This window comes from Streptomyces sp. NPDC014801 (genome assembly GCF_043082085.1).
In the GTDB taxonomy this organism is placed as follows: Bacteria; Actinomycetota; Actinomycetes; order Streptomycetales; family Streptomycetaceae; genus Streptomyces.
This window is the reverse complement of sequence record NZ_JBIBXG010000009.1, coordinates 411,737-435,614: the sequence shown is the minus strand read 5'-3', so window position 1 is coordinate 435,614 and position 23,878 is coordinate 411,737. Positions and strand designations below refer to the sequence as shown.

The window sequence follows — 23,878 nt, the reverse complement described above, 5'->3', positions numbered from 1 at the left end:
AGGTGGCGCCGCGTTCGACGGCTTGGGCGAGGACGTCGGTGTGGCCGTAGCCGGAGTAGTAGGCGATGACGACGGACGGCTTCTTGGGCATGACGTAGAACTCCGAAAGACGAAGGGGAGCCTGGGGCAGGGGAGTTGACGAGGGGGCTCGGGCGCTCAGGCGGCGGCCGGCGCGACGCGCTCCGTCTCCAGGCGGAAGTCCTGGGCGGCGTAGTCCTGGCGGGAGAGCTCCAGGGCCTCGTCCATGCTCATCACGGGCGTGAGGTCGAACAGTTCGCAGATCCGCGTCAGGCGCTCCGGCATCGTGCCGCGGACGATGTGGTACGGGATCTCCAGCTCGTCCAGCGTCTGCAGCAGCATCTTGTCGATCGTCGCCCGGAAGCCCTCGTTCATCGGCCGGTGGCCGTCCGCGGCGATGGGCAGCTCGTGCTCCAGGTGGACGTAGGCGTCGTAGGTGGCCTTCACGTGCGCCTTCAGGGCGATGGCGTACTGGTCGACGACCTTGGCGAAGAAGGCCATCTCCGCCTCCTCCACGACGGCGAGGCCGCCGGCGTTGCCCGCGGTGGCGTTCGGGTTCATGCCGTGGATGACGCGGCCGGCCCCGTACAGCCACTCCTGCAGCGAGGAGCCGTCGGAGATGAAGTGATCGCCGAGGGCGGCCTCCGCGGCGGCGCGGCCGGTGTGCCGGCGCAGCATCAGCTGCAGGAACTCGGCCGGGGTGACCTCCGACAGGGCCTTGCCGGGGACCGCCTCGGGGAGGATCTCGCGGATGGTGCGGGCCAGGGTGCGCGGGATGCCGGTGTAGCGGGACAGCGCCATGACCGTCGAGGTCTTGCCGGCCGAGTACGTGCCTGAGATTGCGATCTTCACGAGCCTGGTGGCCTTTCCGGTGGGTGGTGAGACGGGCTCCCGCCGCGTCGGCAGAGCCATCCAACCTGTTGGTTGGTGATCGTTGCAGGTGCATGGATCGTTGTCAACCAACCAGTTGGCTGGGAAAAGGAATACAGTGGTCACATGGCTGGAAGCACCGAAACGACCAAGCGGCGACTGCTGGACGCCGCGCGAGTGGAGTTCAGCGGCTACGGCATCGCCGGAGCACGCGTGAACCGCATCGCGGAGCGCGCAGGCGTCAACAAGGAACGCATCTACGGGCACTTCCACAGCAAGGAAGGGCTGTTCAAGGCCGTGATCGCCGAGGCGATGAGCGAACTCGTCCGGGAAGTGCGCCCGGGCGAGGGATCAGTCGGCGACTACGTCGGCCGCGTCTTCGACTACCACCGAAGCGACCCCACCCTGCTGCGCCTGCTCATGTTCGAAGGACTGCAGGACGGATACCTCGGCACCTCCGACACCGACGGCCGGGCCTCCTGGTACTCGGTCGCGGCCAAGGCGCTGGCCGCCGGCGCCGGCTGTTCCGAGGAGGACGGCGGACGACTGCTGCTGACCCTGATCGGACTCGGTGCCTGGCCGATGGTGATGCCTCAGCTCAGCCGGCTGTGTCTGGGGTCCGACGGCGAGGCCGCGGACCTGTCGGCGCTGAAGGACTTCATCGTCGCTTTCGCCGAACGGGGCGCGGGAAGCGGTCCCGCACCGAAGGAGGCGTGACGTACGGGCCTCTCCCCCGTGCCCGGGCCCTCGCGACCGGACCGGGAGGAGAGGCCGTGACTCAGCCGGCGTCCCCCGCCCGGCCGGGCCGGCCGAGACCTGCGGATGTGCTCCCCATGTTTCCCCCATGGACCGACCCGGAGGACGCCGGGAGCCGCCCGCCGACGCACCGACGGACCGTCAACTCCCCGATGACCGACCGGGTCACTTCGAAGTTCTACGAACACGATCGACCGTAGTGAGCCCCCACCGTTCCGGCAAGCGACGAACGCCCTACCTGACGGACTTCCCCGACGGCCCTGCATACGCGAACGTGCCACGGGGCAGGCGACGCCGGGTCGCCTGCCCCGTGGCACGTCGGGGGCGTCGAGGGCTCAGCTCTCGTCGTCGCGGCGGGCCGCTTCCTCCTCGGCCTCCTTGACCTGGACCTCGGGGTCGAGAGCGGCGTCGCCGCTGCCGTCGACCGAGGTCAGCCGGCCGGACTCGGGTACTTCGGTGGCGGCGGGCGGCTCGACCAGCCAGTCCGGGTTGGCCTGCTTGTCCCACCACTTCCATGCGGCGAACGCCCCACCCGCCACGACGCCGACCACCGCCAGCACCTTCGCGGCCTTGCCGGCCCTCGCCCGGCGCCGGTGCTTGCGAGCCAGCTTCTGGATCTCCTTGGCGGTGACCTGGCCACGCAGAGCGGCCAGCGCCGCGGCGGCCCGGGTGGCCGCCTCGTCGCGGACCGGCCCGGCCGCGGCCACGGCCTGCTCGATCATCGGCCGGGAGTACTCGGCGGCCTGCCGGGCAGCCTTACGGGTGCGCAGCGCGGCCTCCTGGGCCGCCTGGTCCACCTTCGGCGGCACATGCGTCATGGCCTGCACGCGGGCCTGCTCGATTCGGGGCGCCAGATGGACGCCGTACTGGGCGCGGGCCTGCTCGGCGGCCAGCGTCACCTTGGGCGCAAGCCGTACGCGTGCCTCGTGCGCGTAGTGCGCGGCCCTCTCCCTGGCCGTGTCGGCGTAGGGCGCCACCACTTCCGCGGCGTGCAGCACGCTGTCCTTCGCCGAACCGGTCGCGGCGCGCACGCTGTCGATGCGGGTCACGGGTTCCTCCTCCTCGGTGGCGTACGGTATTTCGACTTTCCACCCTTTTGCGGATCATGCCTGCCCGCGGACTTCCCGGCATGCGGGGACGCGCATCCGGGTGCCGAAGAACGCGATCGCGGGCGAATAGCGGACGAACAGGGGTCAACAGGAGCGTGTCCGACAATGCCACGGATCGGCGCGGCGCGCTCCCGTCCCGGGCGACTCCGTCCGGATGCGGCCGAAATCCCCGGATCCGGCCTGCGGGGCGACGCCTCCCGGCGAGCGTGCGAGGATCGGGGAGTCACAGAAAGACAACGGAAGGCACATCGTGGCTGAGCAGCTCTACGCCACCCTGAAGACCAACCACGGCGACATCCAGGTCCGGCTTTTCAAGGACCAGGCGCCGGCCACGGTCAGGAACTTCGTCGAGCTCGCCCGGGGCGAGCGGGAGTGGGTCCACCCCGAGACCGGCCAGAAGACCACGGACCGGCTCTACGACGGGACGATCTTCCACCGGGTGATCAGCGGCTTCATGATCCAGGGCGGCGACCCGCTGGGCAACGGCACCGGTGGCCCGGGCTACCAGTTCGACGACGAGTTCCACCCGGACCTGCGCTTCGACCGGCCCTACCTGCTGGCCATGGCCAACGCCGGCCCGCGCACCAACGGCTCGCAGTTCTTCATCACGGTCGCCCCGACGGCCTGGCTGACCCGCAAGCACACCATCTTCGGCGAGGTCACCGACCAGGCGAGCCAGAAGGTGGTCGACGCGATCGCCGCCGCGAAGACCAACCCGCGCACCGACCGTCCGCTGGAGGACATCGTCATCGAGTCGGTCGTCGTGGAGACCCGCGAGGGCTGAGCGCCGCACCGGCCCGTCCGGGCCGCACGGCCGGGGGCCTGCCCGCGGCCGGGTGAGCGGGACGCGCCGAACGTCCGAGTAGCTCCCCAAGGGAACCAATCGCCCTGCTCGTCCGTAAGGATGAGCAGGGCGGTTCCTTCTGCACCCGAGTGGCACCGGACGTGTACCGACGACCGAGGGGATCTCATGGACCAGGCGCCGAGCAGCCCGCAGGACGCGCGCAGCGGCCTGCCCTCCTGCTACCGCCACCCCGACCGGGAGACCGGCATCCGCTGCACCCGCTGCGAGCGGCCGATCTGCCCGGACTGCATGGTCGACGCCTCGGTCGGTTTCCAGTGCCCGGACTGTGCGCGGGGCACCTCCGGCCGGGAGGGCCGCGCGGCCACGGCGGCGACCCGCCCCCGCACGCTCGCCGGCGGCACGGTCGCCGCGGACCCCCGTCTGGTCACCAAGATCCTGATCGGGATCTGCCTCGCCGCCTTCCTCGCCCAGAAGGCCGCCGGCGCCGCCTTCGAGGAGCGCTTCTTCCTGCTCGGACAGGCCTACGTCCCCGGGCTCGGCTCCGTGCAGGGCGTCGCCGAGGGGCAGTGGTACCGGCTGCTGACGGCGATGTTCCTGCACGGCAGCTATGTCCATCTGCTGTTCAACATGCTCAGCCTGTGGTGGATCGGCGCTCCCCTGGAGGCCGCCCTCGGCCGGGCCCGCTATCTCACGCTGTTCTTCGTCTCGGGGTTGGCCGGCAGCGCGCTCACCTATCTGGTCGCCGAGCCCAACCAGCCCTCCCTCGGCGCCTCCGGCGCGATCTTCGGGCTGTTCGGCGCGACGGCGGTGCTGATGCGCCGCCTCAACTACGACATGCGGCCGGTGCTCGCCCTGCTGGCGATCAACCTGGTGATCACCTTCTACTCGGGCTTCAACATCGCCTGGCAGGCCCATATCGGCGGGCTGGTCGCCGGCGTCGTCGTCGGATACGCCATGCTGCACGCGCCCCGCGAGCGGCGGGCGCTGGTGCAGTACGGCACCAGCGCGGTGGTGCTCGCCGTGGTGATCGGGATGGCCCTGGTGAGAACGGCTCAGCTCACCTGAGCGACCGGTTGTCCACAACCAGTGGCCGATCTTGTGCACAGTGTGCCAGCACAGGTGTGCCCCCTGTCACCGGCCTGCGTTTCCGCAGGTCAGGCAGGGGGCGAACACACGTACGGCCGATCGTGTGTCAGTCGTACCGGCGTCAATCCGCCGGAGGTTATCCACAGATCGTCGTTTCTTTTCCCCAGGCCGGCTGTGGATAAATCTAAGCCTGTGGATAACTCAGCGGATAGCCGTGGGCAAAGCCCGCTTCACCGGTCCGTGACCGCTACTTCCACTGGGTGGAGACGCCGAATCCGGCGGCGATGAAGCCGAAGCCGACCACGATGTTCCAGTTGTCCAGGCTGTCGATCGGCAGCGACCCGTCGGTCACGTAGAAGACGACGATCCAGGCCAGGCCGATCAGGAACATCGCGAGCATGACCGGGGCGACCCAGCCGCGGTTGCCCAGCTTGATGTTGGCTGCCTGCTTCGCCGGCGGCGGCGTGTAGTCGGCCTTCTTGCGGATACGTGACTTCGGCACGAGGGTCTCTCCTGTCGATGCGCTGCGTGGCCGCGCAGGGATCTGGGTCGGGCTCGGGGCAGCGTAACTGGGGACACTGAGCGCTCCCCCGGGCGTCCGTTAGCGTAGTGCTTCCGCGGCGCCGAAGGAGATAAGGGTACGTTGAGCAATTCTGCCGACTCTCCCCAGACGGGATCCAGCCCTGCCCGCGGACCCCGTTTCCGGCCCGTCCGCCTCCTCACGGTCGCCGTCTTCGCCCTGGCCGGTCTGCTTTTCCTCACCAGCTTCAATACGGCCAAGGGCACCAATATCCGGACGGACACGTCCTTGCTGAAGCTGTCCGACCTGATCCAGGAACGCAGCCGCAAGAACAAGGAACTGGACGACGCCAACGCCGCCCTGCGCGGGGACGTCGAGGCGCTGGCCGAGCGGGACGACGGCAGCAGCAAGGCGGACGACGACAAACTCGCCGGGCTGGAGAAGAAGGCGGGCACCCAGAAGGTCACCGGCAAGGCGATCACGGTCACGCTGAACGACGCCCCGCCCAACGCCACCGCGAAGCTGCCTGGCTATCCCGAACCGCAGCCGGACTACCTGGTGATCCACCAGCAGGACCTGCAGGCGGTGGTGAACGCCCTGTGGCAGGGCGGTGCCCAGGGCATCAAGGTCATGGACCAGCGGCTGATCTCCACCAGCGCCGTGCGCTGCGTGGGCAACACCCTGATCCTCCAGGGCCGCGTCTACTCGCCGCCATACAAGATCACCGCGGTCGGGGATCCGGAGAAGCTGCAGAAGGCGCTCGCGGCCTCCCCGGCGATCCAGAACTACATGGTGTACGTGAACGTCTACGGGCTGGGCTGGAAGGTCACCGAGGACGGAACGGTGACGCTCCCCGGCTACTCGGGCACGGTGGACCTGCACTACGCCCAGCCCGTCGAGCCGTAGGACACCTTCCGGGGCGCGCCGGGCGTCGTTTCACGTGAAACCGGCCACGTCCGGGACGCCTCGCGCAGGGACCTTGCGGAGGCACGGGATCCGGGAGCGCCGCGCCGTTAGTCTGGTGCCGGTACGGCGTGAGTGACGGTGCCGTGTGAAACGGAAGGGACGGCATGTACGGCTGGATCTGGCGGCATCTGCCGGGCAACGCGTGGGTGAGGGCGCTGATCTCGATCGTGCTTGTCCTGGCCGTGGTCTACGTCCTGTTCCAGTACGTCTTCCCGTGGGCCGAACCGCTGCTTCCCTTCAACGATGTGACGGTGGACAACCAGTGAGCGCGCGCATTCTCGTCGTCGACAACTACGACAGCTTCGTCTTCAACCTGGTCCAGTACCTCTACCAGCTGGGCGCCGAGTGCGAGGTGCTGCGCAACGACGAGGTGGCGACCTCCCACGCCCAGGACGGCTTCGACGGCGTGCTGCTGTCGCCGGGCCCGGGCAAGCCGGAGGAGGCCGGCGTCTGCATCGAGATGGTCCGCCACTGCGCCGCGACCGGTGTCCCCGTGTTCGGGGTGTGCCTGGGCATGCAGTCGATGCAGGTGGCCTACGGCGGTGTGGTGGACCGGGCGCCCGAGCTGCTGCACGGCAAGACCTCGCTGGTCGAGCACGAGGGCCGGGGCGTCTTCGCCGGGCTGCCCTCCCCGTTCACGGCGACCCGCTACCACTCGCTGGCGGCCGAGCCGCAGACGGTGCCGGACGCGCTGGAGGTCACGGCCCGTACCCAGGACGGCATCATCATGGGCCTGCGTCACCGCGAACTGCCCGTCGAAGGTGTGCAGTTCCACCCGGAGTCGGTGCTGACCGAGCACGGGCACCGGATGCTGGCCAACTGGCTGGCCGAGTGCGGCGACCAAGGCGCGGTGGCGAGGTCTGCGGGGCTCGCCCCGGTGGTGGGCAGGGCCACGGCGTGACCGCGCTGCGCCCCGAGCGTGAGGACTCGTACGGCGGCGCGAGCCCGTACGAGTCCTACGGCACGGCGTCGTACGGGGCGCAGGACGGGACGTACGCGGACGAAGGGTATGCGGCGCAGTCGTCCGCTCCTCAGGGGCCGCCGGCCGACGACGAGACGATGGCGCTGCGGGTGCCACCTCTCCCCGGCTCCGGGCCCATAGCCGCCTCTGACGGCCCCTCCGCCTCGGGGACCACCCCAGTCACACCGGGCGGCCGAGCGGCCCGCAGAAAGGCCGCCAAGCGGCGTCGCGGGGGCCGGCACGGCTCCGGGGCGACCGGGCAGGACACCGCGCAGGGCGCCGCGGACGACGATCCGCCCGCCGTCCCCCGTTCCCGCGTCGAGGCGCGCCGGCTCGCCCGGGCCCGCAAGCCCAGCCCGGCCGTCGTCGCGAGCCGGGTGATCGGCGAGCTGTTCATCACGACCGGCGTGCTGATGCTGCTGTTCGTCACCTACCAGCTGTGGTGGACGAACGTGCGCGCCCACGCCCAGGCCGGCCGGGAGGCGAACAGCCTCCAGCAGGACTGGGCCGACGGCAAACGCAACCCGGGCGTCTTCGAGCCGGGCCAGGGCTTCGCCATCCTGCACATCCCCGAGCTGGACGTGGTGGTGCCGATCGCGGAGGGCGTCAGCACCAAGCGGGTGCTCGACAAGGGCATGGTCGGCCACTACGGCGAGGCCCCCCTGAAGACCGCGATGCCCGGCGACAAGACGGGCAACTTCGGGCTGGCGGGCCACCGCAACACGCACGGCGAGCCCTTCCGGTACATCAACCGGCTCAAGCCCGGCGACGAGGTCGTCGTCGAGACGCAGGACACCTACTACGTGTACAAGATGACGTCGATGCTGCCGGTGACGTCGCCCGGCAACACCAGCGTGCTCGATCCCGTCCCGCCGGGCTCGGGCTTCACCGGCCCGGGCCGGTACATCACGCTCACGACATGCACGCCGGAGTTCACGAGCAAGTACCGGCTGATCGTCTGGGGCAAGATGGTCGAGGAACGGCCGCGCAGCAAGGGCAAGCCGGATGCGCTCGTCAGTTAGGGCTAGGGACAGTGGCAGCGACCGCAGAGGACACCGGGACGTCTTCCCCCGCACCACAGGGGCGTCGCCGGGGCACCGGCCGGATCGCCATGGCGGTGAGCGTCTTCGGTGAGCTCCTCATCACGGCGGGCCTGGTGCTCGGCCTGTTCGTCGTCTACTCGCTGTGGTGGACGAACGTCGTCGCCGACCGGGCGGCCGGGCGCCAGGCCGACAAGGTCCGCGAGCACTGGGCGCAGCAGGACACCGGGCCCGGCGCGCTGGACACCAAGGACGGCATCGGCTTCCTGCACGTGCCCGCGATGAGGAACGGCGAGGTGCTGGTCGAGAAGGGCACCGGCACGGGCGTCCTCAACGACGGCGTCGCCGGCTACTACACCGAGCCGATCGCGGCCACCCTGCCGATGACCGGCAAGGACGGCAACTTCACCCTCGCCGCGCACCGCGACGGTCACGGCGCGAAGTTCCACAACATCGACAAGCTGAGGAAGGGCGACCCGATCGTCTTCGAGACGAAGGACAAGTGGTACGTCTACAAGGTGTACTCCGTCCTCCCCGAGACGTCGAAGTACAACGTGGACGTCCTCGCCCAGGTCCCCAAGGAGTCCGGCAAGGCCAAGCCGGGCCACTACATCACCCTGACGACCTGCACCCCCGTCTACACCTCCCGCTACCGCTACGTCGTGTGGGGCGAACTGGTCCGCGTCGACAAGGTCGACAACGCCCGCACCCCACCGAAGGAACTGGCGGGCTGAGACACGTGGCCTGACGAAGGCCCGAAGCGGCACCCCGCCCGTGCGACTTCGGGCGTGAAAGCAGCGAGGCGGATGCGAAGAGCCCCGGCGCCCTCCTTCGAGGGGCCGGGGCTCTCACTGTGCCGGGGGCGGTCGGTGCCCGGCGGGGCTAGCCCGTCGTGCCGCCGAAGAACTGCGTGCCGCCGCCGTTGTTGCCGCCGTTGTTGCCTCCGCCGCCCAGGGTGAACAGGTCGACCGTCTGGCCCTTGTTGACCGTGCTGCCCTGGGGCGGGTTGGAGTTGATGACGATGGCGTTGTCGTCGTTCGAGCCGTTGATGTTGCCGACGTTCAGGCCCGCGTCCTGCAGCACCTTCCTGGCGTCCTTGAGCTTCTGGCCCTGGATCGGCGGCACCTGGACCTGCTGGTTCTGCGGGGCCTTGCCGACGACGATCTGGACCGAGGAGCCCTTGTCGACCTTGGAGCCGGCCTGCGGGGTGGTCGAGATGACCTTGCCGACCTGGTTCGGGTCCTGGGTCTCCTGCTCGGTGCAGCTGCCGGTCAGGTTGTTGGCCTGCATCTGCGCCTTGGCGTCGTCACAGCTCTTGCCGGAGACGTCCGGGACGGTCGCCTTCTCCTCCGCCTTGGCGACGGTGAGGGTGATCGTGGAGCCCTTCTCGACCTCGTCGCCGAGCTTCGGGTTCTGTTCGAGGACGGTGCCCTCGGGCTCGGTGGAGACCTCGGTCTTCTTCTCGACCTTGAACTGGTACTGGTCGCCTTCGAGCAGTGCCTTCGCCTCGTCGTAGCTCTTGCCGAGCACACTGGGCACGCCCACCTTCGGCGCGCCCGTCGAGACGACCACGTTGACCGTGGTGTTCTTGTCCACCTCGGTCTTGTAGGCAGGGTCCTGCGAGCAGATGTTGCCCTTGGCCTGGTTCTCGCAGGGCTTCTCGGTGGCGGAGAGCTTGAGGTCGGAGTTCTCGGCGATCTTCTGCGCCTGGGCCTGCGACAGGCCCACGAACTGCGGCACCGGCACCTTGTCGTTGCCGGCGCCCTGGCCGGTGAAGATGTACTTGCCGATCAGGATCGCGCCGACGAGCACGAGGATCGCGGCGACGATCAGCAGGATCGTGGAGGTGTTGGACTTCTTCTGGCGCCGCCGGTCCGGGCGGTCGTCGTAGCCGTAGCCGCCGTCGTCGGGGTTCATCGGCGGCAGCATCGTCGTCGCGCCGGCCGGGCCGCCGTCCGCGCGCAGGGCGGTCGTCGGCTGGTCGTCCGGGTAGCCGCCGTAGGCCACCGAGCCCATGGCGGCGGTGGCGGCGACGGGCTGACCGTCCAGGCAGGCCTCGATGTCGGCGCGCATCTCGTCGGCCGACTGGTAGCGGTAGTTCGGGTCCTTGACCAGCGCCTTGAGGACGATGGCGTCCATCTCGGGTGTGATCTCGGGGTCGAAGACGGACGGGGCCTGCGGCTCTTCCCGTACGTGCTGGTAGGCCACCGCGACCGGGGAGTCGCCGACGAAGGGCGGCCGCACCGTGAGGAGTTCGTAGAGCAGGCAGCCCGTGGAGTACAGGTCGGAGCGGGCGTCGACCTGCTCGCCCTTGGCCTGCTCAGGCGACAGGTACTGCGCGGTGCCGATGACCGCCGCGGTCTGCGTCATCGTCATGCCGGAGTCGCCCATGGCGCGGGCGATGCCGAAGTCCATCACCTTGACCTGGCCGGTGCGCGTCAGCATGACGTTGGCCGGCTTGATGTCGCGGTGGACGATGCCGTTGCGGTGGGCGTACTCCAGGCCCTGGAGGATGCCTACGGTCATCTCCATGGCCCGCTCGGGCAGCAGCTTGCGTCCGGAGTGAAGAAGCTCACGCAGGGTGGAGCCGTCGACGTACTCCATGACGATGTACGGGATCGAGACCCCGTCGATGTAGTCCTCGCCCGTGTCGTAGACCGCGACGATCGCGGGATGGTTGAGCGAGGCGGCCGACTGGGCCTCCCGGCGGAAGCGGGCCTGGAAGGACGGGTCGCGCGCGAGGTCCGCGCGCAGCGTCTTCACCGCCACCGTGCGGCCGAGGCGGGTGTCCTGCGCGAGGTAGACCTCCGCCATGCCACCACGGCCGAGCACCTGGCCCAGCTCGTACCGGCCGCCGAGGCGACGCGGCTCTTCCATAGCTACCTACCAGCCCTCTCCATCGGGTCCCGGCCCGCACGCCCGTGCGGGTCGGAGGCTGTCGTCCGGGCCTACCGTACCCGGATCGGTTTGTGTGACCTGGCCAAGCCCGTCACCCGATACGGGACCGGTATCGCAACATGCGGGAATGTGCAGACGACGTGATCGGGTTCACTTCCTGCTCTTGATGACCGCCTCCATCACGCTCTTCGCGATGGGGGCGGCGAGACCGCCACCGGAGATGTCGTCCCGGTTGGCGTTCTCGTCCTCGACGACGACGGCGACGGCGACCGGCGCGCTGCCGTCCTTGAGCTTGGCGTAGGAGATGAACCACGCGTAGGGGTTCGCGCTGTTCTCCACACCGTGCTGGGCGGTACCGGTCTTGCCGCCGACGGTGACGCCGTCGATCTGGGCGTTCTTGCCGGTGCCGTCCTTGACGACGGTCTCCATCATCGACTGCAGGATCTGCGCGTGCTCCGGCGTCAGCGGCCGGCTCAGCTCCTGCGGGTCGGTGCGCTCGATCGGGTCGAGGTTGGACGTCTGCAGCTGGTCGACCATGTACGGCTTCATCAGCTTGCCGTCGTTGGCGACGGCGGAGGCGACCATGGCCATCTGCAGCGGGGTGGCGGCGGTGTTGAACTGGCCGATGGACGACAGTGCCGTCTGCGACTTGTTCATGTCGTCGGAGAAGACCGAGGCGCTGGAGCGCACCGGCGTGAACTGCTCCGCGTCGAAGCCGAACTTCTTCGCCTCCGCCAGCATCTTGTCGTTGCCGAGGTCGGCGCCGATCTTGCCGAAGACGCTGTTGCAGGACACCCGCAGCGCCTCACGCATGGTGGCGTTCTCGCAGGGGATGTTGCCCTCGTTCTTCAGCGGCGTGGTGGTGCCCGGCATGATCCACGGCAGCGGCGAGTTGGTCTTGGTGTCCGCGTCCGGGTACAGGCCGTTCTCCAGTGCGGCCGCGGCGGTGACGACCTTGAACGTGGAGCCCGGCGGGTAGGTCTCGCGCAGCGCCCGGTTCAGCATCGGGTCGGCCGGGTTGACCTTCTTCTGCAGCTTCTGCCACGCCTTGGCGTCGTCGTTGGAGTTCCCGGCGAAGGACGACGGGTCGTAGGACGGGTAGGAGGCGAGCGCGAGAATCTTGCCGGTGGCCGGGTCGAGCGCGACGACGGCGCCCTTGCCGCCCTGCTCCTTCAGGCCGTTGTACGCGGCCTTCTGCGCGGCGGCGTTGAGGGTGGTGACGACGTTGCCGCCCTGGCGCTCCTTGCCGGTGACCATGTCGAGGGTGTTGCGGAAGAACAGCCGGTCGTCGGTGCCGGTGAGGATGCCGTCCTCGATGGACTCCAGCTGGTTGGCGCCGAAGGCCTGCGAGGCGTACCCGGTGACCGGCGCCCACATGGGGCCGTCCTTGTAGGTGCGCTTGTACTCCAGGTCGTTCAGGCCGGTCGTGCTGGTCTTGGCCGAGCCGGTGATCGCCTCTCCGCCGCCGACGATGATGTCGCCGCGCGGGGTGGAGTAGCGGGCGATGGTGACGCGGCGGTTGTTGTCGTCGGTGGCCAGGGAGTCGGCCTTGACGTACTGCAGCCAGTTGTCGCGGATGAGCAGGGTGAGGACGAGCAGGCCGCAGAAGATCGCGATGCGTCGCAGGGGCTTGTTCATGACGGACGGACCACCTGGGTCATCTCGGCGTCGGGGTTGCCGGCAGGGGCGGGGGCGGGGCGGCGGGCGGTGTCGCTGATGCGGATCAGGATGCCGATCAGGGCCCAGTTGGCGATGACGGAGGAACCGCCGTACGCCAGGAAGGGCATCGTCATACCGGTCAGCGGGATGAGGCCCATCACACCGCCGGCCACGACGAACACCTGCAGCGCGAACGCGCCGGACAGGCCGATGGCGAGCAGCTTGCCGAACGGGTCGCGGGCGGCGAGGGCGGTGCGCACACCGCGCTCGACGATCAGGCCGTAGATCAGCAGCAGCGCCATGATGCCGGCCAGGCCCAGCTCCTCGCCGAAGGTGGCCAGGATGAAGTCGGAGTTCGCGGCGAACCGGATCAGGTCGCTGTGGCCCTGGCCGAGGCCCGAGCCGAGGGTGCCGCCGGAGCCGAACGCCCACAGGGCCTGCATCGCCTGCTCGGAGTGGCCGGCGACGCCCTGCCGGGAGAGCGTGTACTCCTTCATCGGGTCGAGCCAGGCCTGGACGCGCTGCTGGACGTGCGGCTCGAAGCTCGCCACGCCGACCGCGCCGGCCGCCGACATCAGCAGACCGAAGACGATCCAGCTGGTCCGCTCGGTGGCGACGTACAGCATGATCACGAACATGCCGAAGAACAGCAGGGAGGTACCGAGGTCGGTCTCGAAGACCAGGATGAGGATCGAGATGAACCAGACGACCAGGATCGGGCCGAGGTCACGGCCGCGCGGCAGGTACAGGCCCATGAAGCGGCGGCTGGCGAGCGCCAGCGCGTCCCTCTTGACCATGAGGTAGCCGGCGAAGAACACCGCGAGCACGATCTTGGCGAACTCGCCGGGCTGGATGGAGAAGCCCGCGACGGAGATCCAGATCTTCGCGCCGTAGATGTTCTGGCCGAGGCCCGGCACCAGCGGCAGCAGCAGCAGGAACAGCGCGCCCACCATGGAGATGTAGGTGTAGCGCTGCAGGACGCGGTGGTCCTTGAGGAAGATCAGCACCACGATGAACAGCGCGATGCCCATCGCGGTGTACATCAGCTGGCGGGGCGCGGCGGTGCCGGCCTGTTTGATCGACTGCAGCAGCTTGGACTGGTCCAGGCGCCAGATGACGACCAGGCCGAGTCCGTTGAGCAGCGTGGCCAGCGGCAGCAGCAGCGGGTCCGCGTACGGCGCGAACTTGCGGACGACGAGGTGCGCGACGCCGGCCAGCAGGCCGAGGCCCAGGCCGTAGCTCAGCAGGCCGGCGGGCACCTTGTCGTTGATCGCGAGCCCGACGTTGGCGTAGGCGAACACCGGGATGGCGACGGCGAACACCAGCAGCGCGAGCTCGGTGTTGCGCCGGCTGGGTGCGCCGATGGCGCCGATCGTGGACGTGTGGTGCGTCGACGTGTTGGTAGTACTGCTCATCGTGTGACAGGGCCTCTCACGGCTTGCCTACTGCTTACCGCACAGCGAGACGACCTTCTGCTCTTCCTCCGAGAGGCTGGGGCCGGGGCTGGGAGTGGCGGTGGGGGTCGGTGAGGTGGACGGGGCCTTCGTGCCGGTTTTTCCTGTGGCCGAAGGGGTCGGTGTGACCTTGGACGTGAAGGAGGCGGGAGTGGTTCCCCCCGTGGTGCCTCCGGCCACGCCCTGGCCCGTCTTGGCGTTGTGCTCGCTCTCGGCGGCCGTGCGCTGGGCCTGCTTCTTGCAGGCGGAGGCCTGCACGGCAAGCTCGTCGATCTTGTCCTGGGCGTTGGCGAGGTCGCCTTCCACGATCGTCTTCTCGACCTGCTTCTGCTGGTAGGGCGGCAGGTACTTGAGTTCGATCTCGGGGTGGTCCTTCTCCACCTTGGACAGCGACACCCACGCCAGGTCCTGGTTGATGCCGCGGTACAGCGCCACGTGCTCGTCCTTCGCGCCGACGTAGTACTGGGTCTGGGTCCAGCGCCAGCCGCCGTACAAGCCGCCGCCGATGACGGCCAGCGCGAGCACGGAGTACAGCGATCTCTTGATCCACTTACGGCCCTTGCGCGGCTTGGCGAAGTCGTCCTCGCCCCAGTCGCCGAAGCTGCCGGCCGGGATGAAGCCGGTGGTGTCGCCGGAGCCGGGCGGGCCGAACTCGCCGCCCCCGCCCCCGCCGCCGTGCCGGCCCAGTCCGGCGGCGCGGCCGGCGGGCGTCTGCATGATGCCGTTGTCGTGCTGGTGGTGCTGGTTCTCGGCGACCGCGCCGACCACCACCGGGGTGTCGGACAGCTGCCCGGCGAGCGTGTCCCCGGTGTCCAGGTCCAGCACGTCGGCGACGATCACCGTGATGTTGTCGGGGCCGCCGCCGCGCAGCGCCAGCTCGATGAGCTGCTGCACGGTCTCCTGCGGGCCCTGGTAGCTGGCGAGGGTGTCCTCCATCGTCTGGTGGGAGACGACCCCGGACAGCCCGTCGGAGCAGATCAGATAGCGGTCGCCGGCCCGCACCTCGCGGATCGACAGGTCCGGCTCGACGTGGTCGCCGCTGCCCAGCGCCCGCATCAGCAGCGAGCGCTGCGGGTGGGTGGTGGCCTCTTCCTCGGTGATCCGGCCCTCGTCGACGAGGCGCTGCACCCAGGTGTGGTCCTGCGTGATCTGCGTGAGGACGCCGTCGCGCAGCAGGTAGGCGCGGGAGTCGCCGACGTGCACCAGGCCCAGGCGCTGGCCCGTCCACAGCAGGGCGGTGAGCGTGGTGCCCATGCCCTCCAGCGACGGGTCCTCCTCGACCATCTGCCGCAGCTGGTCGTTGGCGCGCTGCACGGCCGCGCCGAGCGCGGTGAGGATGTCGGAGCCGGGGATGTCGTCGTCGAGGGCGACGATGGTGGAGATCACCTCGGAGGAGGCGACCTCGCCGGCCGCCTGGCCGCCCATGCCGTCGGCGATCGCGAGCAGCCGCGGACCCGCGTAACCGGAGTCCTCGTTGCCCTCGCGGATCATGCCTTTGTGCGATCCGGCGGCGAAGCGCAGTGACAGACTCATGCCCACCTCGCCCGTCGGCTCCGCATGCAGCCGGTCGTGTCGAGCCACACTGCCCACCCTCCGGTCGGGAGCGCGCCGGGGTCCGGGGTGTGAACCGCCGCTGCGTGCTCGCTCCGCTCGCGCTCATTCATGACGTAGCACTACTTCCGCAGCTCGATGACGGTCTTGCCGATGCGGATCGGCGCGCCCAGCGGAATCGGCGTCGGGGTCGTCAGCCGCGTCCGGTCGAGGTACGTGCCGTTGGTGGAGCCCAGGTCCTCGACGATCCACTGACCGTTCTGGTCCGGGTAGATCCTGGCATGGCGGCTGGAGGCGTAGTCGTCGTCCAGCACGATCGTCGAGTCGTGGGCCCGGCCCAGGGTGATCGTCTGGCCCTGCAGCGCGACGGTGGTGCCGGTGAGGGTGCCCTCGGTCACGACGAGCTTGGTGGGGGCGTTACGGCGCTGGCGGCCGCCGCCCTGCTGCTGGCGCTGCTGCGGCGGCGCCTGCCGCTGGGCCTGCTGCGGCCGTCCGGCCTCCCGTCGCGCGCCACGCTGGGCGCCGCGCTGGGTGACGCGCGTACCGAACAGGTCGCTGCGGATGACCTGCACGGCCACGATCACGAACAGCCACAGGACGGCCAGGAAACCCAGCCGCATGACCGTGAGGGTCAGCTCTGACATTGCCCCCGCTTCACCCTTCGGCTTGCCTATAGATAACGGTGGTGCTGCCCACGACGATCCGCGAGCCGTCGCGGAGCGTAGCGCGGGTGGTGTGCTGCCCGTCCACCACGATGCCGTTGGTGGATCCGAGATCCTGGATCGTCGAGGGCGTTCCGGTCCGGATCTCGCAGTGCCGGCGGCTCACGCCGGGGTCGTCGATCCGCACGTCGGCGTCGGTGCTGCGGCCCAGCACCAGCGTCGGGCGGGAGATCTGGTGGCGGGTGCCGTTGATCTCGATCCAGTAGCGGGTGCGTCCGCCGGGCACGGGTGCCGCGGCCTGCGGGCGCTGCGGGCTCGCCGGCTGCGGATAGCCGTATCCGCCGGGGCGGGCCCCGGGCGGCGGGGCGGCCGGCATGGGAGGCGCGCCGGCGGGCGCCGCGGGAGCGCCCGGCTGCGGGTAGCCGTAGCCGCCCTGCGGCCGGCCGGCCGGGGGCGCGGCGGGCGCCTGCTGGCTGCTGGACGAGGCGAGCGTGCGGCTGCGCACCCGGTACAGGCCGGTGTCGAGATCGTCGGCCTTCTCCAGGTGGACCTTGATCGGGCCCATGAAGGTGTAGCGCTGCTGCTTGGCGTAGTCGCGCACCATGCCGGCCAGCTCGTCGCCGAGCTGCCCGGAGTAGGGGCTCAGCCGCTCGTAGTCCGGCGCGCTGAGCTCGACGATGAAGTCGTTGGGTACGACGGTGCGGTCGCGGTTCCAGATGGTGGCGTTGTTGTCGCACTCACGCTGGAGCGCACCCGCGATCTCCACGGGCTGGACCTCGGACTTGAAGACCTTGGCGAAGGTGCCGTTGACCAGACCTTCGAGACGCTGCTCGAACTTCTTCAGGACTCCCATGGGGCACCTCCTCCGTCGATCCTGCCGTCCTGCTGCCCGCGACGCGGGTACTGCGCTGCCTGCTTCCCGCGGTGCGGGTACTGCCTTGCCTGGTACTGCTTACTGATCGTATCCACGCGCCGGTCGATCGGCTGGTTCCCCCTGTCGGCCCGGTCGACGGGTGTCGACGCCTCTTCGCGTACCTGAAGCCTCGTACCCCTTGCGGGGTACTTCTGCCCAGGATCGTAGAGGCGGCCGCAAACCAGTGTCCCGCACCCGGCTGTGCGCCCTGCCCGCCCGGAGGGGGGACGGCCGTGACCGGTACAGGGTTGATACGTGCCGGGGGTGGGACCGAGACGCCCGCGCGGGGGCGGCGGGCCTCCCGCGCGCGCCACGCGGGTGGTTTCCGAGGGCTGTCCGGGTGCTGTGCGAGGGCCGCCCGGGGACCGTCCGGGCTGACGCGTCGCAAGTCAGGGGGTGCGGGGAGGCGGTGACGCCGCTCGGAGCGGTGCGGCGGGGGCCCGCGGGAAGGGATGTGAATCCACCCCGGACGACGTGCTAATGTTCTGCATGTCGAAAGGCGCCGGGCCGAAAGGAACGGAGCCGGAAGACACACCCAATGCGCGGGTGGCGGAATAGGCAGACGCGCTGGATTCAGGTTCCAGTGCCCGCAAGGGCGTGGGGGTTCAACTCCCCCCTCGCGCACCACAGGCGAGAGGCCGGTCGGAAACGACCGGCCTCTTGTCGTATGTCCGCAGGCGGCGGTATGTCCACAGGCGGCTCCGCGGGGCTTGCGGGGACTCCGCGGGCTGTGTGAGGAGTCTCTCAGGTGCCGCCCCGCCCGCGGCTGTGAGGCATGTCACGGGCGCGGACGGGGTGGACTGGGTGGACCGGGCGGACGGGGGCGGACGCTCATCCGGCGACGGTCGTGGAATCGCCGTCGATCACCAGGGCCTGACCGTCGCGGAGCGCGACGAACGGCATGTGGTGCTCGATGTAGTACTCGACCAGCTTGTCGATCTCGGCCGACTCCGGGTGGTCGGAGCGGAAGTGGGGCGCGATCGCGTAGGGCAGCACACCCAGGCCGTCCCAGTCCAGCGTCGTGTCCTCGTAGCCCTCGGGGATCAGCTCCGGGTTGTCGACCTCGCCCTCGACACCGCGCAGCGTCGGGCCGAGCAGACAGGGACCGGCGCTGTAGCCGGCGTACACGAAGGCGTCCCGCTCCAGCAGCCGCTTGATGATCTCGTCGGCGCCGCTGCGGCTGAAGGCCCGCCGCAGCACGAACACGCTGCCGCCGCGGACGTAGACGGCGTCGACGCCGGACAGCACCTCCTGAAGGGCCTCGGCGCGGCCGAAGTACTCCCTCAGGTCCACCTCGAAGGGGTCGAGCCCGATGCCGGTCAGCTCGTCCATCTCCCGCTTCAGGGACGCGGCACGGCCCTCGGCGTCCTTGTAGTCGTCCGCGTTGACGATCAGCGCGGTGCGGCGGCCTCCGTCGCCGAGCAGGCGCAGCAGCTCCTGCGGGCGGTTGCCGATGCGGAAGGAGGACAGGTACAGCCTCATGCGGGGCTCAGCTCCGATCGTGCCGTGGAGGAGTGCGTGGTCGGGGAGTGCGTGGTCGAGGAGGGTGCGGTCGAGGAGGGTGCGGTCGAGTGCGTCGGTGATCCCTGGTGCGTCGGTGATCCCTGGTGATTGGAGCACCGGCCCGCGCGCCGGGCAAAGGGTTTCTCGCGCCCCCGCCCGTCTCCCCCCGGAGCGCGCCGTCGGGCGTGGGGGCCGGGCTCGATACGCTGCGGGTATGTCGACTGATCCCGTCCGCGTACGTTTCGCCCCGTCCCCGACCGGAATGTTCCATGTCGGTGGGGCCCGGTCCGCCCTCTACAACTGGGCCGTCGCCCGGCAGTCCGGCGGCACCTTCGTCCTGCGGATCGAGGACACCGACACGGCCCGCAACAAGCCGGAATGGATCGACGGCATCATCGGCGCGCTCCGGTCCATCGGCATCAGCGAGGCCGACCCCGCCTTCGAGGGCCCGTACTTCCAGTCCCACAACGCCGACCGGCACCGCGAAGCCGCCCGGCGCCTGCACGCCGAGGGCAAGGCCTACTACTGCGACTGCACGCGGGAGCAGCTGGAGCAGCGGACGGGCTCCCAGCACCTCGGCTACGACGGTTTCTGCCGGGAGCGGGGGCTGGAGTACGCCGAGGGGCGCGCGCTGCGCTTCCGCACGCCGGACGAGGGCGAGACCGTCGTCGTGGACCTGATCAGGGGGGAGCCGGCGTTCCCCAACTCCGCCATCGAGGACTTCGTGATCGCGCGGGGCGACGGCTCGCCGGTGTTCCTCATCGCCAACGTCGTCGACGACCTCGACGAGGGCATCACCCAGGTGATCCGCGGCGAGGAGCACCTGTCCAACACCCCCAAGCAGCAGCTGCTGTGGGAGGCGCTCGGCGCCCGCCCGCCGGTGTGGGCGCACCTGCCGGTGATCGTGAACGACAAGCGGCAGAAGCTCTCCAAGCGCCGGGACAAGGTCGCCCTCGAGGACTACCTCGCCGAGGGCTACCTGCCCGAGGCGATGGTGAACTACCTGATGCTGCTGGGCTGGGGGCCGGGCGACGACGTCGAGATCCGCCCGTATCAGGAGCTGGAGCGGATGTTCCGCGTGGCGGACGTCAACACCTCCCCGGCGTTCTTCGACGTGAAGAAGCTGACCGCGTTCAACGGCGAGTACCTCCGCGCGCTGCCCGCCGAACGCTTCACCGAGCTGTGCGGGCGGTGGCTGCGCGCGCCGTACGCGCCGTGGCGGCCCGAGGCCTACGACGAGGACGTCTTCGCCCGGCTCGCACCGCTGGCGCAGACCCGCATCACGGTCCTCGGCGAGATCACCGCGTGCGTGGACTGGGCGTTCCTCGACGACGCCCCCGAGGACGAGGCGTCCTGGGCCAAGGCGATGAAGCCGGGCGCCGAGGAGATCCTCAAGGACGCCCGCGCGCGGTACGCCGAGACCGAGGCCTGGGACGCCGGCACGCTGAAGGCCGTACTGGAGGACGTGGCCGCCGCGCACGGCCTCAAGCTGGGCAAGGCGCAGGCGCCGGTACGGGTCGCCGTGACGGGCCGTACGGTCGGGCTGCCGCTGTTCGAGTCCCTGGAGGTGCTGGGACGCGACCGCACGCTGCGCCGGATCGACGCGGCGCTGGGGAAGCTGGTGGGCTGAGGACGGCCCGTTCCGGAGGATCGCGCTCGGCCGACCCGGAGGATGACGTTCAGCCGTCCCGCAGGATCTGGTGCAGGACGTAGCGGGCGTTGGCGGAGATGACCGGGTTGGTGGTCCGGTAGTACGGCAGCTGGGTCACGGCCATGGACAGGGCCCAGCCGCGGCCGCGCGCCCACATCGCGTCGTCGGCGTCGACACCGGCGCGGAAGACGCGGCGGGCGGCGGGCGTCAGCAGGTTCCACGCCGGGATCAGGTCCACGGCCGGGTCGCCGACGCCGGCCGTGCCGAAGTCCAGGACGCCGGTCAGCCGGCCGTCCGCGCCCAGCAGGTTGCTCGGCATGAGGTCGGAGTGGGTCCAGCGGGGGGCGTGCGCCCAGTCCGGCGCCCGCAGGGCCGACTCCCACGCGGCGAGGAGCGCGTCGGCGTCGAAGGGCTCGTCGGTGCGGCGCAGTTCTCCGATCGCGGCGCGGGTCTCGGCGTCGGCGGTCCGCAGCGGGGCGCCGCGGTAGGCCGGGGGGCCGCCGTCGAGGCCGGCCCGGCGCAGGGCGGTGACGAAGGACGCCAGGTCACGCGCCAGGTCCTCGGACGCGTCGCCTTCGAGGAGGACCTCGCCGTCCAGCCACCGGTGGACCGCCCACCGGTACGGATAGCCCTCGCCGGGCTCGCCGAGTGCGACGACCTCGGGGATCGGGACGGGCAGCAGTGGGGCCAGGCGGGGCAGCCAGCGGGCCTCGTCGTCCAGCGACTCGGCGCCGCCCTCCAGCAGCGGCAGCCGCACGGTCAGCCCGGTGCCCAGGCGGTAGATCGCGTTGACGGTGCCGCCGGAGACCAGACGCGTGACCGGCAGCCCGGCCCACTGCGGGAACTGGGCGCGCAGCAGACGGCGCACGAGTCCGGGGTCGGTCTCGGCCTCGCCGTCATGCATCTTCACGGAGGTGGTCATCGCGTCATCTGTACACCGGCGCGGCGGGGCCGGGCATCCGAATTGCGGGGTGGGGCCGGGCATCCGCATGGCGGGAGAGGCCGAGAATCCGTATTCCGGGACGGGGTCGGGGGCCGGTTCCGGTGGGGGACGGGCACTCCGGTTTCCGGGCGAGGACGGGAGCCGGGCGCTCGTCAGTCCTGTGCGACCGGTTCCAGGCGGGGGTCGGCGATCGACCGGTAGTCGGCGGTCGACAGGGCCAGGGAGCGGTCGAGGCGGGCCGCGTTGAAGAAGAACTCCGGGTGGGCGAGCAGCGCCGGGTCGACGACCAGTTCCAGCCGCTCGTCGAAGGAGAACGGCAGGATGGTCCCGCTGCGCGAACCGGCCAGCTCCTCGGCGATCTCCGGCGAGGCGAACGAGGCGTAGGTGCCGCCGTACAGCGCCTTCACCGCGGCCAGGTCCACCCGCTTGTCGCCGGGGACGACGGCCAGCGCGAAACGCTTCTCCTTCTTGCCGATCTTCACCATGACGACGATGCACTTGGCCGCCCGGGCCGGCTCGTGACCGCGCAGCCGGCTGACCGCCTCGGTGGCGCCCTCGGGCGCGTGCTCGATCACCCGGTAGTCGGCCCCGTGTTCGTCGAGCAGAGCGATCAGCTTGTCGTAGGTGTCGGGGGCGTCGTCGGCCTCCTGGCTGTCGCGGAGTTCGTGGGTCTCGCGGGTGTCCTGGGTGTCGTACGAGGCCATGGGGTCCCCTCGGGCGGACGGCTGCTGCGGCGGGCGCCTCGACCTTAACTCCGCGGGGTGGACGGGTTGTCCACAACCGGCTCGTCGTCCGCAGGGTCTGACGTGATCCGGCCACCGGCTGTACGGTCTGCTGGCGTTGATGTTCGTGCAGCTCGTGTGCGGGGGAGGCGGTCGCGGTGACCGAGAACGGTGTGGCGGTGCCCGGGGAGTCGGGCGCGTCGGGGCAGGGAGCGGCTTCGGCCGGCGTGCGACGACTGCCCTGGGTGCGGGGGTTCGCCGCGTGGCCCGGGGGCGGGGACGGGAGCGCGGCCGGGTACGGTCCCGGGTCCGGGGCCGAGGCAGGGCACGGGGCCGGTTCGTCCGGGTCGCCGAAGCAGGAGGGTAAGGCGCTGCGCCGCCGGGTGCCGCGCCGGGCGCACGCCGCGCTCGACCTCGACGCGGGGCGGCCGGACGCGGTGCGCGCGGTGGAGGAGTCCAACCAGGGCCGGCTGCCCGAGCTCACGCCGATCCGCGTCGGCCGCATGGCGGCCACGCCGTTCGCGTTCCTGCGCGGTTCGGCCGGCCTGATGGCCTACGACCTCGCGCGCACGCCCCTGACCCGGATCAGCGCCCAGATCTGCGGTGACGCCCACGCGGCCAACTTCGGCCTGTACGGCGACGCCCGCGGCGGCCTGGTCATCGACCTGAACGACTTCGACGAGACCGTGCCCGGCCCCTGGGAGTGGGACCTCAAGCGGCTCGCCGCCTCCCTGGTGCTCGCGGGCCGGGAGGCCGGCGCCGACGAGGACGTCTGCCGCCAGGCCGCGTTCGACGCGGTGGGCGCCTACCGGCGCACCATGCGGCTGCTGGCGAAACTGCCGGCGCTGGACGCCTGGAACGCCATCGCCGACGAGGAACTGGTCTCCCACACCGACGCCCACGACCTGCTCGGCACCCTGGAGAGGGTCTCGGAGAAGGCGCGCGCCAACACCAGCGGACGGTTCGCGGCGAAGTCGACGGAGCCGACCGAGGACGGCGGGCGCCGCTTCGTGCCCGCGCCGCCGGTGCTGCGCCCGATCCCGGACGACGAGGCGGCCGCCGTGGCCCTCTCGCTGGAGTCCTACCTGGACACCCTCTCCGAGGACCGGCTGCCGCTGCTGGCCCGGCACGCGGTGCACGACGTCGCCTTCCGCGTCGTCGGCACGGGCAGCGTCGGCACGCGCTCCTACGTCGTTCTCCTCCTGGACCACCGCGGCGAGCCGCTCGTGCTGCAGGTGAAGGAGGCGCGCCCCTCGGCCCTGGTGCCGCACCTGACCACCGCCGGCTTCGACGTCCCCGAGGTGGACCACGAGGGCCGCAGAGTGGTTCTGGGGCAGAAGCGGATGCAGGTCGTCAGCGACATCCTGCTCGGCTGGACGACGGTGCAGGGCCGCCCCTTCCAGGTGCGGCAGTTCCGCAACCGCAAGGGCAGCGTCGACCCGGCCGCCCTCGCCGCCGACCAGATCGACGACTACGGCCGGATGACCGGCGCCCTGCTGGCCCGCGCCCACTCCCACAGCGCCGACCCCCGCCTCATCGCCGGCTACTGCGGCAAGAACGAGGAACTGGACGAGGCGATCGCCGCCTTCTCCGTGACCTACGCGGACCGCACGGAGGCCGACCACGCGGATCTCGTCGCGGCGGTCCGCGCCGGGCGGGTGGCGGCGGAGATGGGGGTGTGACGTCGTCCACCGCACCCCGGGGGCCGTCGGGCGACGACGTCCACCGCACCCCGGGGGCCGTCGGGCACCGGCCGCGCCGAACCCCCGGGCCCGCAAGGGCCCGGCGCAG

Annotated in this window: 22 protein-coding genes and 1 tRNA gene; 11 read left to right on the top strand and 12 right to left on the bottom strand. The window is 70.6% G+C overall.

What is annotated here, in order from left to right:
- Positions 1 to 156: 156 nt before the first annotated feature.
- A complete protein-coding gene (locus ACF1AL_RS23835; protein ID WP_366835233.1) occupies positions 157 to 870 on the bottom strand; it encodes an ATP-binding protein in 714 nt (237 codons plus the stop codon).
- A 144-nt stretch (positions 871 to 1,014) separates the two neighbouring features.
- Between ACF1AL_RS23835 and ACF1AL_RS23830 the strand changes: the two genes are divergently transcribed.
- A complete protein-coding gene (locus ACF1AL_RS23830; RefSeq protein ID WP_366835234.1) occupies positions 1,015 to 1,605 on the top strand; it encodes a TetR family transcriptional regulator in 591 nt (196 codons plus the stop codon).
- Positions 1,606 to 1,979: 374 nt separating this feature from the next.
- Here the strand turns inward: ACF1AL_RS23830 and ACF1AL_RS23825 are convergent, their stop codons facing one another.
- Positions 1,980 to 2,693, bottom strand: a complete 714-nt coding sequence (locus ACF1AL_RS23825; RefSeq protein ID WP_366835235.1) for a DUF5324 family protein — start codon at positions 2,691 to 2,693, stop codon at positions 1,980 to 1,982.
- 310 nt (positions 2,694 to 3,003) lie between these two features.
- On the opposite strand from ACF1AL_RS23825, the gene ACF1AL_RS23820 reads away from it, so the two are divergent.
- Positions 3,004 to 3,537, top strand: a complete 534-nt coding sequence (locus tag ACF1AL_RS23820) for a peptidylprolyl isomerase (protein WP_386911339.1) — start codon at positions 3,004 to 3,006, stop codon at positions 3,535 to 3,537.
- Between the two features lie 186 nt (positions 3,538 to 3,723).
- Positions 3,724 to 4,623, top strand: coding sequence for a rhomboid family intramembrane serine protease (locus ACF1AL_RS23815; RefSeq protein WP_386584581.1), 900 nt, complete (start codon positions 3,724 to 3,726; stop codon positions 4,621 to 4,623).
- Between the two features lie 268 nt (positions 4,624 to 4,891).
- Here the strand turns inward: ACF1AL_RS23815 and crgA are convergent, their stop codons facing one another.
- Positions 4,892 to 5,146, bottom strand: coding sequence for a cell division protein CrgA (crgA, locus tag ACF1AL_RS23810; protein ID WP_366835238.1), 255 nt, complete (start codon positions 5,144 to 5,146; stop codon positions 4,892 to 4,894).
- 141 nt (positions 5,147 to 5,287) lie between these two features.
- Here crgA and ACF1AL_RS23805 point away from each other — a divergent pair, with 141 nt between their 5' ends.
- The 5 genes from ACF1AL_RS23805 (at position 5,288) to ACF1AL_RS23785 (ending at position 8,865) form a co-directional block, all read left to right on the top strand.
- Entirely contained in the window at positions 5,288 to 6,070 is a 783-nt protein-coding gene (locus ACF1AL_RS23805; RefSeq protein WP_366835239.1) for a DUF881 domain-containing protein, read from the top strand.
- A 164-nt stretch (positions 6,071 to 6,234) separates the two neighbouring features.
- Positions 6,235 to 6,396, top strand: coding sequence for a hypothetical protein (locus tag ACF1AL_RS23800; RefSeq protein ID WP_366835240.1), 162 nt, complete (start codon positions 6,235 to 6,237; stop codon positions 6,394 to 6,396).
- On the top strand, positions 6,393 to 7,031 hold the full coding sequence (locus ACF1AL_RS23795) for an aminodeoxychorismate/anthranilate synthase component II (protein ID WP_366835241.1): 639 nt from the start codon (positions 6,393 to 6,395) through the stop codon (positions 7,029 to 7,031). Before ACF1AL_RS23800 ends, ACF1AL_RS23795 begins: the two co-directional genes overlap by 4 nt.
- A complete protein-coding gene (locus ACF1AL_RS23790) occupies positions 7,028 to 8,113 on the top strand; it encodes a class E sortase (protein WP_391827266.1) in 1,086 nt (361 codons plus the stop codon). The genes ACF1AL_RS23795 and ACF1AL_RS23790 overlap by 4 nt, the downstream gene beginning before the upstream one ends.
- Positions 8,114 to 8,124: 11 nt before the next feature.
- On the top strand, positions 8,125 to 8,865 hold the full coding sequence (locus ACF1AL_RS23785; RefSeq protein ID WP_391701036.1) for a class E sortase: 741 nt from the start codon (positions 8,125 to 8,127) through the stop codon (positions 8,863 to 8,865).
- Positions 8,866 to 9,013: 148 nt separating this feature from the next.
- On the opposite strand, the gene pknB is transcribed toward ACF1AL_RS23785, so the two are convergent.
- From pknB to ACF1AL_RS23755, 6 genes are all read right to left on the bottom strand, one after another.
- Positions 9,014 to 11,008: a Stk1 family PASTA domain-containing Ser/Thr kinase gene (pknB, locus tag ACF1AL_RS23780; RefSeq protein WP_391778134.1), complete on the bottom strand. Its 1,995-nt coding sequence runs from the start codon at positions 11,006 to 11,008 to the stop codon at positions 9,014 to 9,016.
- Between the two features lie 171 nt (positions 11,009 to 11,179).
- A complete protein-coding gene (locus ACF1AL_RS23775) occupies positions 11,180 to 12,667 on the bottom strand; it encodes a penicillin-binding protein 2 (protein ID WP_366835247.1) in 1,488 nt (495 codons plus the stop codon).
- Positions 12,664 to 14,103 carry an FtsW/RodA/SpoVE family cell cycle protein gene (locus ACF1AL_RS23770; protein ID WP_366835248.1) on the bottom strand — a complete coding sequence of 480 codons (1,440 nt, stop codon included), beginning with the start codon at positions 14,101 to 14,103 and terminating at the stop codon, positions 12,664 to 12,666. The genes ACF1AL_RS23775 and ACF1AL_RS23770 overlap by 4 nt, the downstream gene beginning before the upstream one ends.
- Positions 14,104 to 14,130: 27 nt before the next feature.
- Positions 14,131 to 15,675, bottom strand: a complete 1,545-nt coding sequence (locus ACF1AL_RS23765; protein ID WP_391827264.1) for a Stp1/IreP family PP2C-type Ser/Thr phosphatase — start codon at positions 15,673 to 15,675, stop codon at positions 14,131 to 14,133.
- A gap of 140 nt (positions 15,676 to 15,815) precedes the next feature.
- A complete protein-coding gene (locus tag ACF1AL_RS23760; RefSeq protein WP_384201401.1) occupies positions 15,816 to 16,337 on the bottom strand; it encodes an FHA domain-containing protein in 522 nt (173 codons plus the stop codon).
- A 10-nt stretch (positions 16,338 to 16,347) separates the two neighbouring features.
- Entirely contained in the window at positions 16,348 to 17,208 is an 861-nt protein-coding gene (locus tag ACF1AL_RS23755; RefSeq protein ID WP_366835251.1) for a DUF3662 and FHA domain-containing protein, read from the bottom strand.
- Between the two features lie 600 nt (positions 17,209 to 17,808).
- Between ACF1AL_RS23755 and ACF1AL_RS23750 the strand changes: the two genes are divergently transcribed.
- Positions 17,809 to 17,895: transfer RNA gene (locus ACF1AL_RS23750), tRNA-Leu, on the top strand.
- Between the two features lie 204 nt (positions 17,896 to 18,099).
- Here the strand turns inward: ACF1AL_RS23750 and ACF1AL_RS23745 are convergent.
- The gene (locus ACF1AL_RS23745; protein ID WP_391827262.1) at positions 18,100 to 18,750 is read right to left on the bottom strand and encodes a Type 1 glutamine amidotransferase-like domain-containing protein; all 651 of its coding nucleotides are present in this window, start codon (positions 18,748 to 18,750) and stop codon (positions 18,100 to 18,102) included.
- 283 nt (positions 18,751 to 19,033) lie between these two features.
- Between ACF1AL_RS23745 and gltX the strand changes: the two genes are divergently transcribed.
- On the top strand, positions 19,034 to 20,401 hold the full coding sequence (gene gltX, locus ACF1AL_RS23740; RefSeq protein WP_391701488.1) for a glutamate--tRNA ligase: 1,368 nt from the start codon (positions 19,034 to 19,036) through the stop codon (positions 20,399 to 20,401).
- A 49-nt stretch (positions 20,402 to 20,450) separates the two neighbouring features.
- Here the strand turns inward: gltX and ACF1AL_RS23735 are convergent, their stop codons facing one another.
- On the bottom strand, positions 20,451 to 21,344 hold the full coding sequence (locus tag ACF1AL_RS23735) for an aminoglycoside phosphotransferase family protein (RefSeq protein ID WP_391701045.1): 894 nt from the start codon (positions 21,342 to 21,344) through the stop codon (positions 20,451 to 20,453).
- Positions 21,345 to 21,517: 173 nt separating this feature from the next.
- Positions 21,518 to 22,069: a YbaK/EbsC family protein gene (locus ACF1AL_RS23730; RefSeq protein WP_384201409.1), complete on the bottom strand. Its 552-nt coding sequence runs from the start codon at positions 22,067 to 22,069 to the stop codon at positions 21,518 to 21,520.
- A 176-nt stretch (positions 22,070 to 22,245) separates the two neighbouring features.
- Between ACF1AL_RS23730 and ACF1AL_RS23725 the strand changes: the two genes are divergently transcribed.
- A complete protein-coding gene (locus tag ACF1AL_RS23725; RefSeq protein WP_391827260.1) occupies positions 22,246 to 23,769 on the top strand; it encodes a DUF2252 domain-containing protein in 1,524 nt (507 codons plus the stop codon).
- The last annotated feature ends 109 nt before the right edge of the window (positions 23,770 to 23,878 follow it).